Annotated in this window: 16 protein-coding genes; 6 read left to right on the top strand and 10 right to left on the bottom strand. The window is 60.6% G+C overall.

Features of this window, described 5'->3' with window-relative positions:
* Positions 1-29 precede the first annotated feature (29 nt).
* The 8 genes from RAN89_RS07690 to RAN89_RS07655 all read right to left on the bottom strand — a co-directional run bounded on the left by RAN89_RS07690 (position 30) and on the right by RAN89_RS07655 (position 9,510).
* Positions 30-674, bottom strand: a complete 645-nt coding sequence (locus tag RAN89_RS07690; protein ID WP_313869360.1) for a DUF502 domain-containing protein — start codon at positions 672-674, stop codon at positions 30-32.
* 18 nt (positions 675-692) lie between these two features.
* Positions 693-1,001 (bottom strand): FmdB family zinc ribbon protein, encoded by a 309-nt coding sequence (locus RAN89_RS07685; protein WP_313869008.1) that lies wholly within the window; start codon positions 999-1,001, stop codon positions 693-695.
* A 52-nt stretch (positions 1,002-1,053) separates the two neighbouring features.
* A complete protein-coding gene (gene ubiB, locus RAN89_RS07680; RefSeq protein ID WP_313869007.1) occupies positions 1,054-2,619 on the bottom strand; it encodes a ubiquinone biosynthesis regulatory protein kinase UbiB in 1,566 nt (521 codons plus the stop codon).
* Positions 2,616-3,170, bottom strand: coding sequence for a ubiquinone biosynthesis accessory factor UbiJ (locus tag RAN89_RS07675; protein WP_313869006.1), 555 nt, complete (start codon positions 3,168-3,170; stop codon positions 2,616-2,618). The genes ubiB and RAN89_RS07675 overlap by 4 nt, the downstream gene beginning before the upstream one ends.
* Positions 3,171-3,307: 137 nt before the next feature.
* Positions 3,308-4,300 carry a Tim44 domain-containing protein gene (locus RAN89_RS07670; RefSeq protein ID WP_313869005.1) on the bottom strand — a complete coding sequence of 331 codons (993 nt, stop codon included), beginning with the start codon at positions 4,298-4,300 and terminating at the stop codon, positions 3,308-3,310.
* A gap of 25 nt (positions 4,301-4,325) precedes the next feature.
* Entirely contained in the window at positions 4,326-5,057 is a 732-nt protein-coding gene (ubiE, locus tag RAN89_RS07665; protein WP_313869004.1) for a bifunctional demethylmenaquinone methyltransferase/2-methoxy-6-polyprenyl-1,4-benzoquinol methylase UbiE, read from the bottom strand.
* Between the two features lie 79 nt (positions 5,058-5,136).
* Positions 5,137-5,550 (bottom strand): gamma-butyrobetaine hydroxylase family protein, encoded by a 414-nt coding sequence (locus tag RAN89_RS07660; protein ID WP_087496595.1) that lies wholly within the window; start codon positions 5,548-5,550, stop codon positions 5,137-5,139.
* 9 nt (positions 5,551-5,559) lie between these two features.
* Complete coding sequence (locus RAN89_RS07655; RefSeq protein ID WP_313869003.1) at positions 5,560-9,510, bottom strand: DUF3683 domain-containing protein; 3,951 nt, start codon at positions 9,508-9,510, stop codon at positions 5,560-5,562.
* Positions 9,511-9,715: 205 nt separating this feature from the next.
* Between RAN89_RS07655 and ugpB the strand changes: the two genes are divergently transcribed.
* From ugpB to ugpQ, 5 genes are all read left to right on the top strand, one after another.
* On the top strand, positions 9,716-11,029 hold the full coding sequence (gene ugpB, locus RAN89_RS07650) for a sn-glycerol-3-phosphate ABC transporter substrate-binding protein UgpB (protein WP_313869359.1): 1,314 nt from the start codon (positions 9,716-9,718) through the stop codon (positions 11,027-11,029).
* A gap of 97 nt (positions 11,030-11,126) precedes the next feature.
* Entirely contained in the window at positions 11,127-12,014 is an 888-nt protein-coding gene (gene ugpA, locus RAN89_RS07645) for a sn-glycerol-3-phosphate ABC transporter permease UgpA (RefSeq protein WP_313869002.1), read from the top strand.
* Positions 12,015-12,106: 92 nt separating this feature from the next.
* Positions 12,107-12,958: a sn-glycerol-3-phosphate ABC transporter permease UgpE gene (gene ugpE, locus RAN89_RS07640; protein ID WP_313869001.1), complete on the top strand. Its 852-nt coding sequence runs from the start codon at positions 12,107-12,109 to the stop codon at positions 12,956-12,958.
* A gap of 15 nt (positions 12,959-12,973) precedes the next feature.
* A complete protein-coding gene (gene ugpC / locus RAN89_RS07635) occupies positions 12,974-14,011 on the top strand; it encodes a sn-glycerol-3-phosphate ABC transporter ATP-binding protein UgpC (RefSeq protein WP_313869000.1) in 1,038 nt (345 codons plus the stop codon).
* The gene (gene ugpQ, locus RAN89_RS07630) at positions 14,008-14,826 is read left to right on the top strand and encodes a glycerophosphodiester phosphodiesterase (RefSeq protein WP_313868999.1); all 819 of its coding nucleotides are present in this window, start codon (positions 14,008-14,010) and stop codon (positions 14,824-14,826) included. Before ugpC ends, ugpQ begins: the two co-directional genes overlap by 4 nt.
* On the opposite strand, the gene RAN89_RS07625 is transcribed toward ugpQ, so the two are convergent.
* Together RAN89_RS07625 and RAN89_RS07620 are read right to left on the bottom strand one after the other, a co-directional pair.
* On the bottom strand, positions 14,813-15,475 hold the full coding sequence (locus tag RAN89_RS07625; protein WP_313868998.1) for an HAD family hydrolase: 663 nt from the start codon (positions 15,473-15,475) through the stop codon (positions 14,813-14,815). The genes ugpQ and RAN89_RS07625 overlap by 14 nt on opposite strands.
* Positions 15,476-15,503: 28 nt before the next feature.
* Positions 15,504-15,773, bottom strand: a complete 270-nt coding sequence (locus RAN89_RS07620) for a hypothetical protein (RefSeq protein ID WP_313868997.1) — start codon at positions 15,771-15,773, stop codon at positions 15,504-15,506.
* Between the two features lie 76 nt (positions 15,774-15,849).
* Here RAN89_RS07620 and hemA point away from each other — a divergent pair, with 76 nt between their 5' ends.
* Complete coding sequence (gene hemA, locus RAN89_RS07615) at positions 15,850-17,109, top strand: glutamyl-tRNA reductase (RefSeq protein WP_313868996.1); 1,260 nt, start codon at positions 15,850-15,852, stop codon at positions 17,107-17,109.
* The last annotated feature ends 138 nt before the right edge of the window (positions 17,110-17,247 follow it).

The raw sequence follows: 17,247 nt of genomic DNA, 5'->3' as shown, positions 1-17,247 counted from the left end.
GCTTGGAGTGCGGCGGGTTAGTAATAAGGTTATTGAGGGGCTGTGGCGGCAGAGGGAACAGGCGCGCTGGGCGCTACCGACCCCATGGAAATGACATAGGTCAATGCCTCATCCACACTCATTTCGAGTTCGATCACGTCTTTGCGGGGCAGCATCAAAAAGAAACCACTGGTCGGGTTAGGCGTGGTCGGTACGTAAACACTGACAAATTCATCCCCCAGATGTGATGCAACTTCTCCGCTGGGCGTACCGGTCTGAAAACCGATGGTCCAGCTTCCTTGACGGGGATACTGGATCAACAATGCAGTGCGGAAGGCATTTCCATTGCTGGAGAACAGGGTGTCAGACACCTTCTTCACGCTGTTGTAGATGGATTTGACGATGGGAATGTTGGTGAACAATTTGTCCCATTGCTTCACCCACCAGCGCCCTGCCACATTGGAGACCAGCGCGCCGGTCACCAACAATGCAGCGAACACCAAAACCACACCCAAGCCTGGAATGCCATGCAGTCGCTCAATGGTTGGCGCGGAGGTCGTAGGTGTGATGGCGGAGATCCCATTCAAGAAACCTGCGAATACCGCGTCCAGCAGACCGACAAGCCACAACAACACCCAAATGGTGATGGCCAGCGGCAACCAGACCATCAGGCCGGTAAGCAGGTATTTCTTAATGGGCACAGGTGCTCCGCTTCACGAGGTGGATGAGGGGGTGCTGGGCGCTGCAGGGGCTGCTGCAGGCGCTTCAGATTTGGCTTCTGCAGGCTTGGCCGCTGGGCTATCGCCTGTGGCTGGAGCCACACCGGTCGCCGGCGCGCTGCCGCCTTTGAAATCTGTCACGTACCAGCCGGAGCCCTTGAGCTGAAAACCGGCGGCCGTCAGTTGTTTCTTGAATGCAGGCGCTTGGCACTGCGGGCAATCCTGCAGCGGTGCATCGGAGATTTTCTGCAATACATCCTTGGCAAATCCGCAGGACTCGCATTTGTAGGCGTAAATGGGCATGGAAGTAGAGCTCAGACCTGAAGTTGCAAAACCCTCAATTATAGGTGCCGCATCAAAACATCCGAATACGCGCCCACAGCTGTACGAGCACCAATCCTACGGAGAAACCGATGACCACTGCCACCAAGGTTTGCAACAGGCGGTTGGTACGTTTTTGCTCTTGCAGCAGCTCTCGCATCAGCTCTTCGTTGCCACCACCTTGGCGCTGGAGATACTGATGCAGCAACCCCGGTAGCTCCGGCAACAATTTGGCATACCGCGGGGCTTGGGCTTTGAGCTCGTGAATCAGCTTTTGCGGCCCCACCTGCTGCAGCATCCATTGCTCCAGGAAGGGCTTGGCCGTCGCCCACAAATCCAGATCCGGATCCAGATCCCGGCCCAAACCTTCGATATTGAGCAGGGTTTTTTGCAGCAAAACCAACTGAGGCTGAATCTCCACGTGGAAGCGGCGGGAGGTCTGGAACAAGCGCATCAGCACCATGCCCAGAGAAATCTCTTTGAGCGGCCGGTCAAAATACGGCTCACACACAGCGCGGACAGCGGCTTCCAACTCATCCACCCGAGTGGCAGCGGGCACCCAGCCGGACTCAATATGCAACTCCGCGACACGCTTGTAATCCCGGCGGAAGAAGGCCGCAAAGTTCTGCGCGAGGTATTCCTTGTCCACTTCGGTCAAAGTGCCGACGATGCCGAAATCCAGCGAGATGTAGCGACCAAAGGTCTCCGGCGCGAGACTGATCTGGATATTGCCCGGGTGCATGTCGGCATGGAAAAAGCCATCGCGAAAGACCTGGGTGAAAAACAAGGTCACTCCATCACGGGCCAACTTGGGTACATCCACCCCGGCCTCGCGAAGTTTGTCGATATGGCTGATCGGCACACCATGCATGCGCTCCATGACCAGCACTTCGGTCGTGCAAAAGTCCCAGAGCATCTCCGGGATCAGGACCAATTCCAGCCCCTCCATATTGCGCCGCAGTTGTGCGGCACTTGATGCTTCACGGACCAGATCCAGCTCATCATGCAGGTACTTGTCGAACTCGGCCACCACCTCGCGGGGTTTGAGGCGCTTGCCGTCTGCCGACAGCCCCTCGACCCAGCCGGCCATCATGCGCATGAGTGCCAAGTCTTTGTCGATCACACCCAGCATGTCGGGTCGCAGCACCTTGACAGCGACCTCGCGCTCACGGCCGGCACGATCCTTCAACACCGCAAAGTGCACCTGCGCAATCGATGCACTGGCCACCGGCGTACGCTCGAACGACACAAAAATCTCGGACACCGGCTTTCCCAGAGCGCGCTCGATGGTGGCGACCGCCACCTCCGAGTCGAAGGGGGGCACGCGGTCTTGCAGCTTGGCAAGTTCGTTGGCGATGTCCAAGGGCAGCAAATCCCGGCGGGTGGAAAGCACCTGCCCGAACTTCACGAATATGGGCCCCAACCGCTCCAGCGCTTCGCGCAAACGCTGCCCGCGCGGCTCATCCAGAGAACGGCCGATGGAGACAATGCGGGCAATCAAGCGCAACCAGGGCTTCTGGAAGCTGGTAAGCACCAGCTCGTCCAGCCCGTATCGCAGAACGACCCAGACGATGAACAGCCCGCGGCCGAGGCGGCTCATGGAGCTTTGCCGCTGGATTCCGACGACGCAGCGCCGCGCTTGCCGACAAACTGCTGCAGGGCTTGGCCCATGGTGCGGCAGGTCTGCATCAGCATGTGGGCAGGAGCATCACCCAAGATCTTGGAGAGATCCTCCTCCACATCCCAGCGCACATGGTCTGCCAGCCAGTTCACTTCGGCTGCCAACTGGACATCACCTTCAATGCGCACAGACGGCTTGCCACCCTGCATAACCGCTTGTGCGATCACAAAAGGTGAGTCTTCAGTAATCGTGAGGGTCAGGTCGGGCTTGGCGTCCGCCCCTGCCAGATCCAGCAAACCGGCGGGGGTAGCCTGCACACGGAAGGTAAATTCACGCCACTGGGTGTGAATGACGCAGCCTTTCTGGCGCGCCAGCCGTTCCATTGCCTGAGGCTCCTGCTGCAGCACATGGTTGAGCAAGAGCACCACCCGGCGGTGACTTTCTTCGATGGCCCAAGCCGGTGGGGTCAGGGCGGAGGGAAGGTTCTGGAAGAGACCTTCCAGCATGGAAAAGGGGGACTGTGTTGCCATAAGGGAATTATGGCGCACCCCCGTGGCGGCGCGCACTACGTGTCGCTTCGCCCTCCCCCTTGCAGGGGGCAACACCTGCGGACCAGCGAAGCCGGTTCCGCGGTGTTTCAGGACGAGGCAGGCGAGCCAGAGAAGTTTTACTGTAAAGCCTGCACACCTGCCACTAACCAGCCACTGCTGCCGTTTTTGGCCTTGGTCATGTTCCAGACTTCGCGGAAAGGGCTCGGTCCTGCAGACGGCTCTTCACGGATCATGCCGGAGAACTCCACGCTGGCCATGTACTCATCAGGCAGCTCTTCAATCCCCAGCAAACGGGCATCAATCATGACAACATCGGTGTGGTTCACGCCGGCACCCGTGTGCGTCTCGCGCTCGGCCAATTGGGTCTGGATTTCGCGGGTCATGTCGTCCGTCATCATGGCGCGAAGCGCTGCCACGTCGGACCGGTCCCAGGCCGCTTGCAGCGTCACAAAATTGGCTTTGGCCGATTTGAGGAAACCCTCAGTATCAAATCCAGCTGGTACGCCCCAGGTTTGCGAACCCATCAACGCCGAGCCGATCATGGAGCCACCTTGGGCCGCAGGCTGCGGCGCCTCGAAAACCATGCTGCTCCGCTCCCAGGGCCGGGCAGAAGCATCATTACCCACGTTCTCGGCCCGGTACTGTTTCAAATCCTGCACCGGAGCTGGGCCAGCACCCTGAAAGGCAAACGGGGAAGCAGCCTGTGCCGCAGGCTTGCGGCTGCGCATGAACATGCCGATGAGCATCATCACACCCAGCGCCAGCAAACCGAACATCAGCACGTTGCCGAAAGCTTCGCCCAGCCCCAGGGAACTTGCCAGCCAGGCCAAGCCCAACCCGGCCGCGAGCCCGCCCAACATGGCACCCCAAGGACGCTTGAGCGCCTGCGCGGCGGCGGGTGCTGCCGCAGGTGCCGGTTTGGCGGCTGCGTTATTCACGTTCTGACCGGGCGCAGCGGGAGATGCCGGCGCCGGACTGGCTGCATCGCGTTGTGTGACGTTGCTCGACTGCTTGCCCAACGACTTGCCTCCGCCCAGGCGTCGGGCGGCTTCTGCGTCAAAGCCCGAGAGGGTCAGCGCGACTGCCAAAGCCAATGCCCAAAGTTTCATGTCTTCTCCAAAATTTGTAGTTATCTCAGCACTTGATTCCAACATGCAAGGCGGCAATGCCGCCAGTCAAATTGTGATAGTCCACATGTCCAAAGCCCACTTTGTGCATCATGGTCTTTAGCTCTTGCTGGCCCGGATGCATGCGAATGGACTCCGCCAGATAGCGGTAACTTGCGTCATCTCCGGCGATCATCTTGCCCAAGCGCGGCAACACCTTGAAGGAGTACCAGTCGTACACTTTCTCCAAGGGGGGCGCCACCTTGGAAAACTCCAGCACCAGCAGCTTGCCACCCGGTTTCAAGACCCGTTGCATTTCTGCCAATGCCACGTCTTTGTGGGTCATGTTGCGCAAGCCGAAGGCCACGCTGACCACATTGAAGTAGTTGTCGGGGAAGGGTAACTTCTCTGCATCGCAAACCAGCGTGGGCAACACGATGCCCGCGTCCAGCAAACGGTTGCGGCCGGTGGAGAGCATGGCCTCGTTGATATCTGTGTGCACCACCTGGCCCGACTTGCCGACTTTCTTGGAAAAAGCCATCGCCAGGTCACCGGTGCCGCCGGCAATGTCCAAGGCCTTGTCGCCCTCTTTGAGGTTGGCAACCAGCACGGTGTAAGCCTTCCAGGCGCGGTGCAGGCCGGCTGACATCAGATCGTTCATCAGGTCGTATTTGGGGGCGACGGAGTCAAATACACCGCGCACATGGCGGGCCTTCTCCGACTCATCGACCGCCTTGAAACCGAAATGGGTAGTACTCATAGTTTTAGTCCAAATGGGGCTCTAGCGCTCATGGAATATGCGCGAGCAGCTCCTGAAACAATAGCAAACAGGTCGAAGCTTAGTGGCTGGCACAGCCGTGGCCGCCCTTGGGAGCCATGACTGCATCGCGCCCAACGCCCGCGGCCTTGAGCTTGTCTTCGTAATCCTGCCACAGGCGAGCCTGCTGGGAACCCAGAAAATACAGGTAGTCCCAGGTGTAGATACCGGTGTCATGTCCGTCGGAAAAGCGGGGCTGCACCGCGTAGTTGCCCACCGGGTCCAGCGCTTCCAGCTCCACGTCGCGCTTGCCGGTTTGCAGGGTTTCCTGGCCCGGGCCATGGCCCTGCACCTCAGCAGACGGCGAGTAGACCCGCATCAGCTCAAACGGAATGCGAAAGCGCGCCCCGTCCGAGAAGCCCACTTCCAGCACGCGGCTTTGGCCGTGGACGGTGATGTCCTGCGGGGTCGGCGCGCCAGCGGTCAAACCTGCCATGGCGCCCCCTTAGACCAGCACGCGCTCAATGCCACCGGCATTGGCGGTTTGCACGTATTCGGGCAACCATTCCTTGCCCAGAATCTGGTTGGCCATCTCCACCACGATGTAGTCGGCCTCCAGCAAGCCGTTGTTCAGGTCGTTGCCGTAGCGGCTCAGACCTTGCAAGCAGCTCGGGCAGCTGGTCAATATCTTCACATTGCCTTCCGCCTTGGGCGACTGTCCCTCGGGCGCGGTCAGGGCACGCAAAGCGGTTTCTCCCTTGCGCAACTCCTCTTCCTTGCGGAAGCGGATTTGGGTGGAGATGTCGGGGCGGGTCACGCCCAGCGTGCCGGACTCGCCGCAGCAGCGGTCATTCTTCAAAACTGCGTCGCCCACGAGGGCCTTGACCGTCTTCATCGGGTCCTGCAGCTTCATGGGGCTGTGGCAAGGGTCGTGGTACAGATAACCGGCACCCGCGCCACCCTCCGGAACCAGGGTAATGCCCTTCTCCAGCAGGTACTCGTGGATGTCGATGATGCGGCTGCCAGGGAAGATTTTGTCGAACTCGTAGCCCTGCAACTGGTCGTAGCAGGTACCGCAGCTCACCACCACCGTCTTGATGTCCAGGTAGTTCAGCGTGTTGGCCACACGGTGGAACAGTACCCGGTTATCGGTGATGATTTTTTCGGCCTTGTCCGCCTGGCCGGACCCGCGCTGGGGGTAACCGCAGCACAGGTAGCCCGGTGGCAACACGGTTTGCACACCCGCATGCCAGAGCATGGCTTGGGTTGCCAAGCCCACCTGGCTGAACAGGCGCTCCGAGCCGCAGCCGGGGAAGTAGAACACCGCCTCGGTCTCTGCCGTGGTGGACTTCGGGTTGCGGATGATGGGCACGTAATCCGCATCTTCAATGTCCAGCAAGGCGCGCGCCGTTTTCTTGGGCAGGCCGCCAGGCATTTTCTTGTTGATGAAATGGATCACCTGCTCCTTGATGGGCGCGGTGCCCACCGTGGCTGGCGGCTTCGCGGTCTGCTTTTTGGCAGCTAGGCGCAAGACCTGATTCGCCAAGCGCTGGGCCTTGAAGCCCACGCCCACCATGGCCGAGCGCATCAGCTTGATGGTCTCGGGGTTGGTGGCGTTCAAGAAGAACATGGCGGCCGCGTTGCCGGGGCGGAAGGACTTCTGCCCCATCTTGCGCAACAGGTTGCGCATATTCATGGTCACGTCACCAAAATCGATCTTCACCGGGCAAGGTGATTCGCACTTGTGGCAGACCGTGCAGTGGTCAGCCACGTCCTCAAACTCTTCCCAGTGCTTCACGCTGATGCCTCGGCGCGTCTGCTCCTCATAAAGAAAAGCTTCCACCAGCAACGAAGTCGCCAGAATCTTGTTGCGCGGGCTGTACAGCAGGTTGGCACGCGGCACGTGGGTGGCGCACACGGGTTTGCACTTGCCGCAGCGCAGGCAGTCTTTCACCGAATCGGCAATCGCGCCAATATCGCTCTGCTGCATGATCAGGGACTCGTGCCCCATCAGGCCGAAGGAGGGCGTGTAGGCGTTGGTCAAGTCGGCGTAGATGGTGGAGCCATCTGCGGTCAAATGCGGTGCAAAGCCTTCCCCATCCTGCGCGGGCAGCTCCTGATTCCGTAGCAGCTTGCCTTTGTTGAAGCGGCCTTCGGGGTCTACCTTGGCTTTGTAGGCAATAAATGGCGCCAGCTCGGCTTCGCTCAAAAACTCCAGTTTGGTGATGCCGATACCGTGCTCGCCGGAGATCACGCCGTCCAGGCTGCGGGCCAGCGCCATGATGCGTTTGACCGCGCCGTGGGCGGCTTGCAGCATGTCGTAGTCATCGCTGTTGACGGGGATGTTGGTGTGCACATTACCGTCGCCGGCGTGCATGTGCAGCGCTACCCAGACGCGGCCTTTGAGCACGCGCTTGTGGATGGCGGTGCACTCCGCCAAGATCGCATCAAACGCCGCACCCGTAAAGATGGCTTGCAGCGGCGCACGCAACTGGGTCTTCCAGCTGGCGCGCAGGCTGTGGTCTTGCAGCTGGGGGAACAGGGTTTCCACCCCATCCAGCCAGCCCTGCCACTGGCTGCGTACTTGCGCGACCAAGTCCAGCGCCTGGGCCACACGGTCTTCCAGCAGCTCGGCCGACGGAATATCGTTGGCGTCATCTGTCTTGCCCAAGGGCAAATCGCTGCGCTCGAAAAACTCGGTCAGCGCGTCGCACAGGGCCAGCTTGTTCTGCAGGCTCAGCTCGATGTTGATGCGCTCGATGCCGTCGGTGTACTCGGCCATGCGGGGCAGCGGGATCACCACGTCTTCGTTGATCTTGAAGGCGTTGGTGTGCTTGCTGATGGCCGCAGTGCGCTTGCGGTCCAGCCAGAATTTCTTGCGGGCTTCGGGGCTGATGGCTACAAAGCCTTCCCCGCTACGACCGTTGGCCAGGCGCACCACTTCGCTGGTGACCCGGGCCACATCGTCGGCGTTATCGCCGGCAATGTCGCCGAACAACACCATCTTGGGGAAGCCGCCGCGCTTGCTCTTGGTGGCATAGCCCACCGCTTTCAGGTAGCGGTCGTCCAAGTGCTCCAGGCCGGCCAGCAACACGCCGCTGCGCTTTTGCTCGGCGAACATGAAATCCTTGATGTCCACGATGCTGGGCACCGCGTCCTTGGCGTTGCCAAAGAACTCCAGGCACACCGTGCGGGTGTGCGCAGGCATCTTGTGTACCACCCAGCGCGCGCTGGTGATCAGGCCGTCGGTGCCCTCTTTCTGAATACCGGGCAAGCCGCTCAGGAACTTGTCGGTGACGTCCTTGCCCAGGCCTTCCTTGCGGAAGGTTGCGCCGGGAATGTCCAGGCGCTCTTTGCGGATGGGCGTTTTGCCGTCTGCCTTGTAGTACTGCAACTCGAAGCTAGCCACTTCCACGTCATGGATCTTGCCCATGTTGTGGTTGATGCGGGTCACTTCCAGCCACTCGGCCTGCGGCGTCACCATGCGCCAGCTGGCCAGGTTGTCCAGCGCAGTGCCCCACAGAACGGCTTTTTTGCCGCCCGCATTCATGGCGATGTTGCCGCCAATGCACGAGGCCTCGGCGGACGTAGGGTCCACCGCAAACACATAACCGCCGCGCTCGGCGGCATCCGCCACGCGCTGGGTGACCACACCGGCTTCCGACCACACGGTGGCCACGTCACGGTCCAGACCGGGGAGGCGTTTCATCTCCACCTCGGTCATGGCTTCGAGCTTTTCGGTGTTGATGACCACGCTCTTCCAAGTCAGCGGAATCGCGCCGCCCGTGTAGCCGGTGCCGCCTCCACGGGGAATGATGGTCAGCCCGAGTTCGATACAGCCCTTCACCAAACCGGCCATTTCCTCTTCCGAGTCCGGGCACAGCACTACAAAGGGATACTCCACGCGCCAATCGGTTGCGTCGGTCACATGGCTTACGCGCGAGAGACCGTCAAACTTGACGTTGTCTTTGGCGGTGAGCTTGTAAAGCAGCTTCTGGGTCTTCTTGCGCAGGGTGGCCACTTCCACAAAGGCGGCATCAAACGCTTTGACGGCTGCTCGGGCAGCCACCAGCAGCTGGCCGACCATGGCGTCCCGCTCGGGGTCGGCCTCTGGGGTGCGGCGCTTTTCCACCTCGGAGAGGCGGTGGTTCAAGGCGTCGACCAACTGGCCGCGGCGCTTGGGGTTGTCCAGCAGGTCGTCCTGCAGGTAGGGGTTGCGTTGCACCACCCACACATCGCCCAGCACCTCGTAGAGCATGCGGGCGGAACGGCCGGTCTGGCGTTCGCCACGCAGCTGGTTCAACAGCTCCCAGCTGTGAGAGCCCAGCAAACGAATCACGATTTCCCGGTCGGAAAAAGACGTGTAGTTGTACGGAATTTCGCGGATGCGCTCTTGCGCGTGAGCGCCCGGCTTGGCGGCGCTGAGGAGGTGGTTGAGCGAGGTGGGAGCGTTCATCAGGGTGTTTAGTAGCTGCCAAAGGCCCCAACACGGCCTTTTTTGGTAGGTCTGCGATGGTACCGCACCGCCTATACACGGGGTTTTCTAATGGAAACCCCTGACCAATCGGTCAAAATTATCAGGTTGTAATGAGAGTGACACATTTTTGACATGCAGCGCATCTAGCATCGCCGCATTCGACATTCAGGAGGCAACCATGTCCATGACCCGCAGAGCTCTTTCCATTGCTGCCGTATCCGCGGCCGCATTCGCCATCCCTGGCATCGCCCAAGCCCAGACCGAAATTCAGTGGTGGCACTCCATGACCGCCGTGAACGGCGAATGGGTGAACGACCTGGCCAAGGAATTCAACGCCAGCCAGAAAGACTACAAAATTGTTCCTACCTTCAAGGGGACCTACGACGAATCCATGACCGCTGCGGTTGCCGCTTTCCGCGCAGGCAACGCACCCCACATCCTCCAGGTGTTTGAAGTGGGCACTGCCACCATGATGGCCAGCAAGGGCGCCGTGGTTCCCGTCGGCAAAGTCATGGCAGACGCGGGCTACAAATTCGATCCCAAGGTGTACGTGCCTGCTGTAGCCGGCTACTACACCGCGCCCAATGGCCAGATGTTGAGCTTCCCTTTCAATAGCTCCACCACCATCTTCTATTACAACAAGGACGCCTTCAAGGCAGCCGGCCTCAACCCAGACCAAGCCCCTTCCACCTGGGGCGATGTGGCTCTGGCAGCCGCCAAGCTCAAAGCCAGTGGCCACAAGTGCCCTATTTCGATTGCATGGCAAGGCTGGACCCAGCTGGAAAGCTTCTCTGCCTGGCACAACGTCGAATTCGCGACCAAGCAAAACGGCCTGGCCGGCACAGACGCCCGCCTGAAGATCAACTCCCCCCTGCACGTGCGCCACATCGAAAACCTGGCCAACATGGCCAAGCAAGGCTTGTTCGTGTACAAGGGCCGCGGCAACGTGCCCGAAGCCAGCTTCGTCTCCGGCGAATGCGCCATGATGACCACGTCGAGCGGCTTTTACGGCAACGTGAAGAAGAATGCCAAGTTTGCCTACGGCATTGCCCCCCTGCCCTACTACAAGGACGTTCCCGGCGCGCCTCAAAACACCGTCATCGGCGGTGCCAGCTTGTGGGTCATGGCCGGCAAGAAAGCGGAAGAGTACAAAGGTATTGCCAAGTTCTTCGACTTCATCTCCAAGCCCGAAGTGCAGTCTGCCAGCCACAAGCGCACCGGCTACCTACCGATCACGACTGCGGCCTTTGAGCTGACCGAAAAGTCCGGCTTCTACAAAGAAAACCCCGGTACCGATGTGGCCGTGAACCAGATGATCCGCAAGGTGACGGACAAGTCCCGCGGCATCCGCTTGGGTAACTATGTGCAGATCCGAGCCATCGAAGACGAAGAACTCGAAAACGTCTGGGCCGGCAAGAAAACTGCCAAAGAGGCCTTGGACGCCATCGTGACCCGTGGCAACGAATTGTTGGCACGCTTCGAAAAAGCCAACAAATAAAGCGTTTTTTGAATGAACGGAGTGGCCGCTGCGGAGGCTACTCCGTTTTTCTATTTCCGGAATCCCAGTTTGGGTCCCCACACCTTGCATAACAACTATGGCTAACGAAAAACGGGTGGTATTCAAATCCGCGTGGCTACCCTGGGTGCTGATTGCACCGCAGGTCATCGTCATCTCGGTCTTCTTTTTCTGGCCGGCGGCGCAAGCGCTGATGCAATCGGTGCAGCAGAGCGACGCTTTCGGCACCTCAGTGGAATTTGTCGGGCTCGACAACTTCCGCAACCTCTGGAACGACGCCTCCTACCTCGCCTCCTTCAAGACCACTGCGGTGTTCTCGGCATTGGTGGCCGTGTTGGGCCTGAGCATCTCGCTGATGCTGGCGATCTTTGCCGACCGCGTGGTCAAAGGCTCGGGCATTTACCGCACCTTTCTGATCTGGCCCTACGCCGTAGCCCCTGCGGTGGCCGGGGTTCTGTGGCTCTTCATGTTTGCGCCCAGCATCGGCATCGTGAGCTACGGCATACGCGCCTTGGGTGCCAACTGGGATCCGCTGCTCAATAGCAACCATGCCATGGCGCTGATCGTGATGGCCGCGGTATGGAAACAGCTCTCCTACAACTTTTTGTTCTTTCTGGCGGGCTTGCAGAGCATCCCCAAATCGCTGATCGAGGCCGCATCCATGGACGGTGCGCGCCCCTGGCGCCGGTTCTGGACCATCCAGTTCCCGCTGTTGTCGCCCACCACCTTCTTCCTGCTGGTGATCAATGTGGTGTATGCCTTCTTTGACACCTTCGCCATCGTCGATGCGGCCACCAAAGGTGGCCCGGGCAAAGACACTGCCATTCTGGTCTACAAGGTGTATTTCGACGGCTTCAAGGCCATGGACCTGGGTGGCTCGGCAGCCCAGTCAGTGGTGCTGATGGTGATCGTAGTCGCATTGACGGTCGTGCAGTTCCGCTTTGTTGAAAAGAAAGTGAATTACTGAAATGACACGCCCCCACGCTCATCACTACGTGTATTCGCTGCCCCCCAAGGGGGCGCATGGCTCCTTTGGGGCGGCCCTGCAGGAGCCATCTCATGGTTGAACGTCGCCCCTGGCTGCACTTTTTGTCGCACGCCATTCTCATCATCGGGGTGCTTATCGTGGCATTCCCCATCTACATCACCTTTGTGGCTTCCACACACACGGCGGACGCGGTGGTGCAATCCCCCATGCCGCTGTGGCCCGGCGCCCACATGTGGGACAACTACGTCACAGCCCTCACCGGTGGGCGCGAGGGCAGCGGCAGCCACGCCTCCGTGGGCCGCATGATGATGGTCAGCCTGATTACCGCGCTGGTCATCTCCATCGGCAAGATCGCCATTTCGCTGCTGTCGGCCTTTGCCATCGTGTACTTCCGCTTCCCGGCGCGCATGTTTTTCTTTTGGGCCATCTTCATCACATTGATGCTTCCGGTAGAAGTGCGCATCGGCCCCACTTACCAAGTAGTGGCTGATCTGGGCATGCTCAACAGCTATGCCGGCCTCACGGTGCCGCTCATTGCGTCGGCCACGGCCACCTTCTTGTTCCGCCAGTTTTTCCTGACCGTGCCGGATGAACTGGTGGAAGCCGCGCGAGTGGACGGTGCGGGCCCCATGAGATTCTTCAAAGACATTCTGGTGCCTCTGTCGGCCACCAGCATGGCGGCACTGTTTGTCATCCAGTTCATCTACGGCTGGAACCAGTACCTCTGGCCGCTGCTCGTCACCACCAAGGAAGACATGTACCCGGTGGTCATCGGTATCAAGCAAATGATCTCTGGCGGCGACGCCCAGACCGAATGGAACATCGTCATGGCCACCGCCATGCTGGCCATGCTGCCACCCGCGTTGGTGGTCATGCTCATGCAGAAATGGTTTGTCAAAGGCCTCGTGGACACCGAAAAGTAATAGGAACAAAGATTTATGGCTTCCATCGAACTCAAAAACGTCATCAAGCGCTACGGCAGCGGCAAGTCGGCCAACCAGGTCATCCATGGCGTGAACGCCCAGATTCAGGATGGTGAATTCATCGTCATCGTCGGGCCCAGCGGCTGCGGCAAATCCACGCTCTTGCGCATGGTGGCCGGCCTGGAAGAAGTCAGCGACGGCCAGATTTCTATCGGTGGGCGGGTGGTGAACGACCTGGAACCCAGCGACCGCGACATCGCCATGGTGTTCCAGAACTACGCGCTCTACCCGCACATGAGCGTGTTCGACAACATGGCCTACGGCCTCAAGATCGCCAATGTGCCCATGGACGAGATCAAGGCGCGAGTCGACAAGGCCGCCAAGATTCTGGAATTGGCCCCCTACCTGGAGCGCAAACCCAAAGCCCTGTCGGGTGGACAACGCCAGCGCGTAGCCATGGGCCGGGCCATCGTGCGCCAGCCCCAGGTGTTTTTGTTTGACGAGCCGCTCTCCAACCTGGACGCCAAGCTGCGCGCCCAGACCCGGCTGGAAATCCAGAAGCTGCACCGCGAGCTAGGCATCACCAGCCTGTTTGTGACCCACGATCAAGTGGAAGCCATGACGCTGGCCCAGCGCATGATCGTGATGAATGGCGGCGTGATGGAGCAGTTCGGCACGCCCGAAGAGGTCTACACCCGCCCGGCCAGCACCTTTGTGGCGAGCTTCATCGGCTCGCCGCCCATGAACCTGCTCAAGAACGCGCCAGACGCCAAGCCCGGCGTCATCACCGGCATCCGCCCCGAGCACCTGGACATCACGTCTGGCGGCTGGGCCCTGCAAGTGGAAGCCGTGGAAATGCTGGGTGCCGAGCGCCTGATCTACGGCAAATGGGCGCATAAATTGAACGCCGTGGATGCGGATGAGACCGTCATCATCCGCATTGAAGAGTCGGCCGCAGTGCCTGCCTTGGGCAGCACCCTGCATGTGACACCGCGCACAGACCGCATCCACCACTTTGACGCTGCCACCGGTAAGCGAATGGAGTCGGTATGAGTGCGGAAAACGTGTTCGACCTCCCCGCCTGGCCCTACCCGCGCTGGGTAGCCCACCGGGGTGCCGGCAAGCTGGCTCCGGAAAACACACTAGCCGCCTTCCGCCTCGGGGCGGGCCACGGCTACCGCATGTTCGAATGCGATGTGAAGCTCAGCGCCGATGGCGTACCGTTTTTACTGCACGATGCCACCCTCGCCCGCACCACCAACGCATCAAATCAGGTGCTGGCGCCCGTGAATCATGCGCAAGTAGCTATCAAAGATGTAGCAAATGAGGCCATCGCTGGCAACCACCCTTGGGCCACATTGAGCCGGCTCGATGCCGGCGCTTGGCACAGCCGCGCCTACGCAGGTGAGACCATTCCCACGCTGGACGGCATTGCCGCCTACTGCATCCGCAACGGCTACTTTCTGAACATCGAGATCAAGCCCACCCCGGGTACCGAACGCCACACCGGCGAAGTGGTGGCACAGCACGCCGCCCGTCTGTGGGCGGGACAGTCCGTGCCACCCCTGCTGACTTCTTTCGCGCCCGACGCACTGGAAGGCGCCCTGGACACACAACCTGAGTTGCCCCGTGGTTTATTGCTGGACGAACTCTGGAGCGGCTGGCTGGAAACGGCCCTGCGCCTGGGATGCCAGGCCATCGTGTGCAAGCACACGCTCTGGGACACCAGCACCGTGACGCAAGCCAAAGCGGCCGGCATGCGCACCCTGAGCTACACGGTGAACGACGAGTCCGCTGCGCAGCGTCTGATCGACTTGGGCACGGACGGCATCATCACCGACCGGGTGGATTTGTTCAGCCCTGCCTGAGCACCCAATCCACCGCAAAAGCCATGTCCGGCACCACCACGGTGGCGGCACTGAAGTCCTGCACCGCAGACATGGCGGTGGGTATCGCCACACAGGCCAGCCCCGCCGCAATCGCCGAGGCTACGCCGTGCTCAGTGTCCTCAAAGGCCACTGCTTCATGGGCCTGCAAGCCCATCTTTTCCAGCGCAAGCAAGTAACACTCGGGCGCCGGCTTGCTGTGGACGACCTCGTCCGCAGATATCACGATCTCAAACTCCGGAGCCAGCGCGTGCGAGCGCAAGGTGGCGGCAATGGCGAACATCCGCGCCCCGGTCACCACGCCCTTGCGTAGACCGGCTGCATTCAAACGGGTCAATGATTCGCGCACGCCGGGCATCAGCGGGAAGGCGTGGGTTGCAAGGTATTCGGCCGTTATGCCGTTTTTGGTATCGGCCAGTTCGGAGGCGTCCGGGGCCAGCGCATAGCGCTTCTTGATGTCATGGCCGTTGGTGATGGCGGGCACACCCGAGAAGTCCGCCATGAACAACTCCACCGGAATCTGCACGCCATAGGGCTGCAGCACCTGATTCCAAATCGCATGGTGCACCGCTTCGGATTCGACCAGGGTGCCGTCGTGGTCAAACAGAACGGCTTTGAAACGTGCGGGCATAAAGCTCCAAAAAATTTGCGGGCTGGGATCAGCGGCGCATCGCCCACCACTGGCTGACGGCACAGGCCAGCACCATGGCGGCGTAGCTGGCCATCTTGCCATCGCGCCCGAAGAATACGAGCCCGCCCACCAATGCCCCCAGACCCGCTACAAAATTAATAGCTGCCTGCGCATATAGACTGCGCGCTACTGGCACTTTTCTATACAAAAGAGGCGCCAGAAGCGCCAGCAACACCCCGACCACCAAGGCAGGAGCCGCAAAATTCAACAGGTGGTTCAGGAGATCGAGTGGGCCCATGGCGGTCATTGCAAAGGCCAATCGAGGCTTTGGCGGGGTGAGTAGACGCTGGATTTTATAATCGGCATCTAAACATATGGCAGTCTGGGCATTAGGCATCAACCACACCACCGCACCGCTGGATATGCGGGGTCGGTTTGCGTTCGCCAGTGACCAGATTGCGCCGCAGCTCCATGGGCTGCGCCAGAGCATGGCACGCCCCCCGGAAGCGGCCATCGTCTCCACCTGTAACCGCACCGAGATCTACTGCGCAGGCGATGAAGCCGCGCTGGACCACACCCTCGCCTGGCTGGCGCAAAGCGGTGGCGTGTCCGCCAACGAACTGCGCTCCCACACCTACCGCCTGGAAGACCAGGAAGCCGCTCGCCATGCGTTCCGCGTGGCCAGTGGCCTGGACAGCATGGTGCTGGGCGAGCCGCAAATTTTGGGGCAGCTCAAAGACGCCGTTCGCGCCGCTGACGAGGCGGGCGCCTTGGGCACCACGCTCTCCCAGCTCTTCCAACGCTCGTTCGCGGTGGCCAAGGAGGTGCGCACCTCTACGGAGATCGGCGCGCACAGCATCAGCATGGCCGCCGCTGCCGTGCGCCTGGCCGGCAATTTGTTTGAAGACCTGGCCAAGGTCAAGGTGCTGTTTGTGGGTGCGGGGGAAATGATCGAGCTCTGCGCCACGCACTTCTGTGCCAAGAATCCCAAAGCCATCGCGATTGCCAACCGCACGCTGGAGCGCGGCGAAAAGCTGGCCAGCCGCTTCGGGGGCGAGGTCATGCGCCTGGCCGACTTGCCCGAGCGGCTGCACGAGTTTGACGCTGTCATCAGCTGCACTGCCAGCACCCTGCCCATCATCGGCTTGGGCGCCGTTGAGCGCGCACTGAAAAAACGCAAGCACCGCCCCATGTTCATGGTGGACCTGGCCGTGCCGCGCGACATTGAACCCGAAGTCAAAGCCTTGGGTGATGTGTACCTCTACACTGTGGACGACTTGGCCGGCGTGGTGCAAACCGCCCAAGCCAACCGCCAGGCCGCCGTGGCTCAAGCCGAGGCCATTGTGGACGCCGGGGTGCAGAGCTTCATGCACTGGGTGGACCAGCGCAGCGCCGTTCCGCTCATCCAACAGCTCAACGCCCAGGCCGAAGAATGGCGCGCAGCCGAACTCGCCCGCGCCCGCAAGGCCTTGGCCAAGGGTGACGACGTGGATGCGGTGCTCGAAGCACTGGCCCGCGGGTTGAGCCAGAAAATGCTGCACGGCGCCATGGCCGAACTCCATGCCGGCGACGCCGCAGCGCGCGACCGGGCGAGTGCGGCGATTCAGCATTTCTTCTTGCGCAATAGCCGTTAGCTGGGCTGAAGCCTTGGGGTCTCCCCCTCTCCCCCACCCCTCTCGCCCCGCCGGGCGAAAGGGGAGCTTGAACAGCCACATTTTGTTTTTTCGCTTCGGCTAGGGCCTTACTGGCGTTGCGATGTTCACTCTCCGATT

The organism is Rhodoferax mekongensis (assembly GCF_032191775.1).
Taxonomy (GTDB): domain Bacteria; phylum Pseudomonadota; class Gammaproteobacteria; order Burkholderiales; family Burkholderiaceae_C; genus Allorhodoferax; species Allorhodoferax mekongensis.
The sequence above is the reverse complement of the archived record's forward strand: the minus strand, read 5'-3'. Positions and strand labels throughout refer to the sequence as shown.

What these genes read in the sequence shown, in the direction of transcription:
- RAN89_RS07620 (WP_313868997.1), bottom strand. Translation starts at nt 15,773, where the DNA reads ATGGGCCCACTCGATCTCCTGAACCACCTGTTGAATTTTGCGGCTCCT.
- RAN89_RS07660 (WP_087496595.1), bottom strand. Translation starts at nt 5,550, where the DNA reads ATGGCAGGTTTGACCGCTGGCGCGCCGACCCCGCAGGACATCACCGTC.
- ugpE (WP_313869001.1), top strand. Translation starts at nt 12,107, where the DNA reads ATGGTTGAACGTCGCCCCTGGCTGCACTTTTTGTCGCACGCCATTCTC.
- RAN89_RS07685 (WP_313869008.1), bottom strand. Translation starts at nt 1,001, where the DNA reads ATGCCCATTTACGCCTACAAATGCGAGTCCTGCGGATTTGCCAAGGAT.
- RAN89_RS07625 (WP_313868998.1), bottom strand. Translation starts at nt 15,475, where the DNA reads ATGCCCGCACGTTTCAAAGCCGTTCTGTTTGACCACGACGGCACCCTG.
- RAN89_RS07675 (WP_313869006.1), bottom strand. Translation starts at nt 3,170, where the DNA reads ATGGCAACACAGTCCCCCTTTTCCATGCTGGAAGGTCTCTTCCAGAAC.
- hemA (WP_313868996.1), top strand. Translation starts at nt 15,850, where the DNA reads ATGGCAGTCTGGGCATTAGGCATCAACCACACCACCGCACCGCTGGAT.
- RAN89_RS07655 (WP_313869003.1), bottom strand. Translation starts at nt 9,510, where the DNA reads ATGAACGCTCCCACCTCGCTCAACCACCTCCTCAGCGCCGCCAAGCCG.
- ubiE (WP_313869004.1), bottom strand. Translation starts at nt 5,057, where the DNA reads ATGAGTACTACCCATTTCGGTTTCAAGGCGGTCGATGAGTCGGAGAAG.
- ugpQ (WP_313868999.1), top strand. Translation starts at nt 14,008, where the DNA reads ATGAGTGCGGAAAACGTGTTCGACCTCCCCGCCTGGCCCTACCCGCGC.
- ugpA (WP_313869002.1), top strand. Translation starts at nt 11,127, where the DNA reads ATGGCTAACGAAAAACGGGTGGTATTCAAATCCGCGTGGCTACCCTGG.
- ugpC (WP_313869000.1), top strand. Translation starts at nt 12,974, where the DNA reads ATGGCTTCCATCGAACTCAAAAACGTCATCAAGCGCTACGGCAGCGGC.
- RAN89_RS07670 (WP_313869005.1), bottom strand. Translation starts at nt 4,300, where the DNA reads ATGAAACTTTGGGCATTGGCTTTGGCAGTCGCGCTGACCCTCTCGGGC.
- ugpB (WP_313869359.1), top strand. Translation starts at nt 9,716, where the DNA reads ATGACCCGCAGAGCTCTTTCCATTGCTGCCGTATCCGCGGCCGCATTC.
- ubiB (WP_313869007.1), bottom strand. Translation starts at nt 2,619, where the DNA reads ATGAGCCGCCTCGGCCGCGGGCTGTTCATCGTCTGGGTCGTTCTGCGA.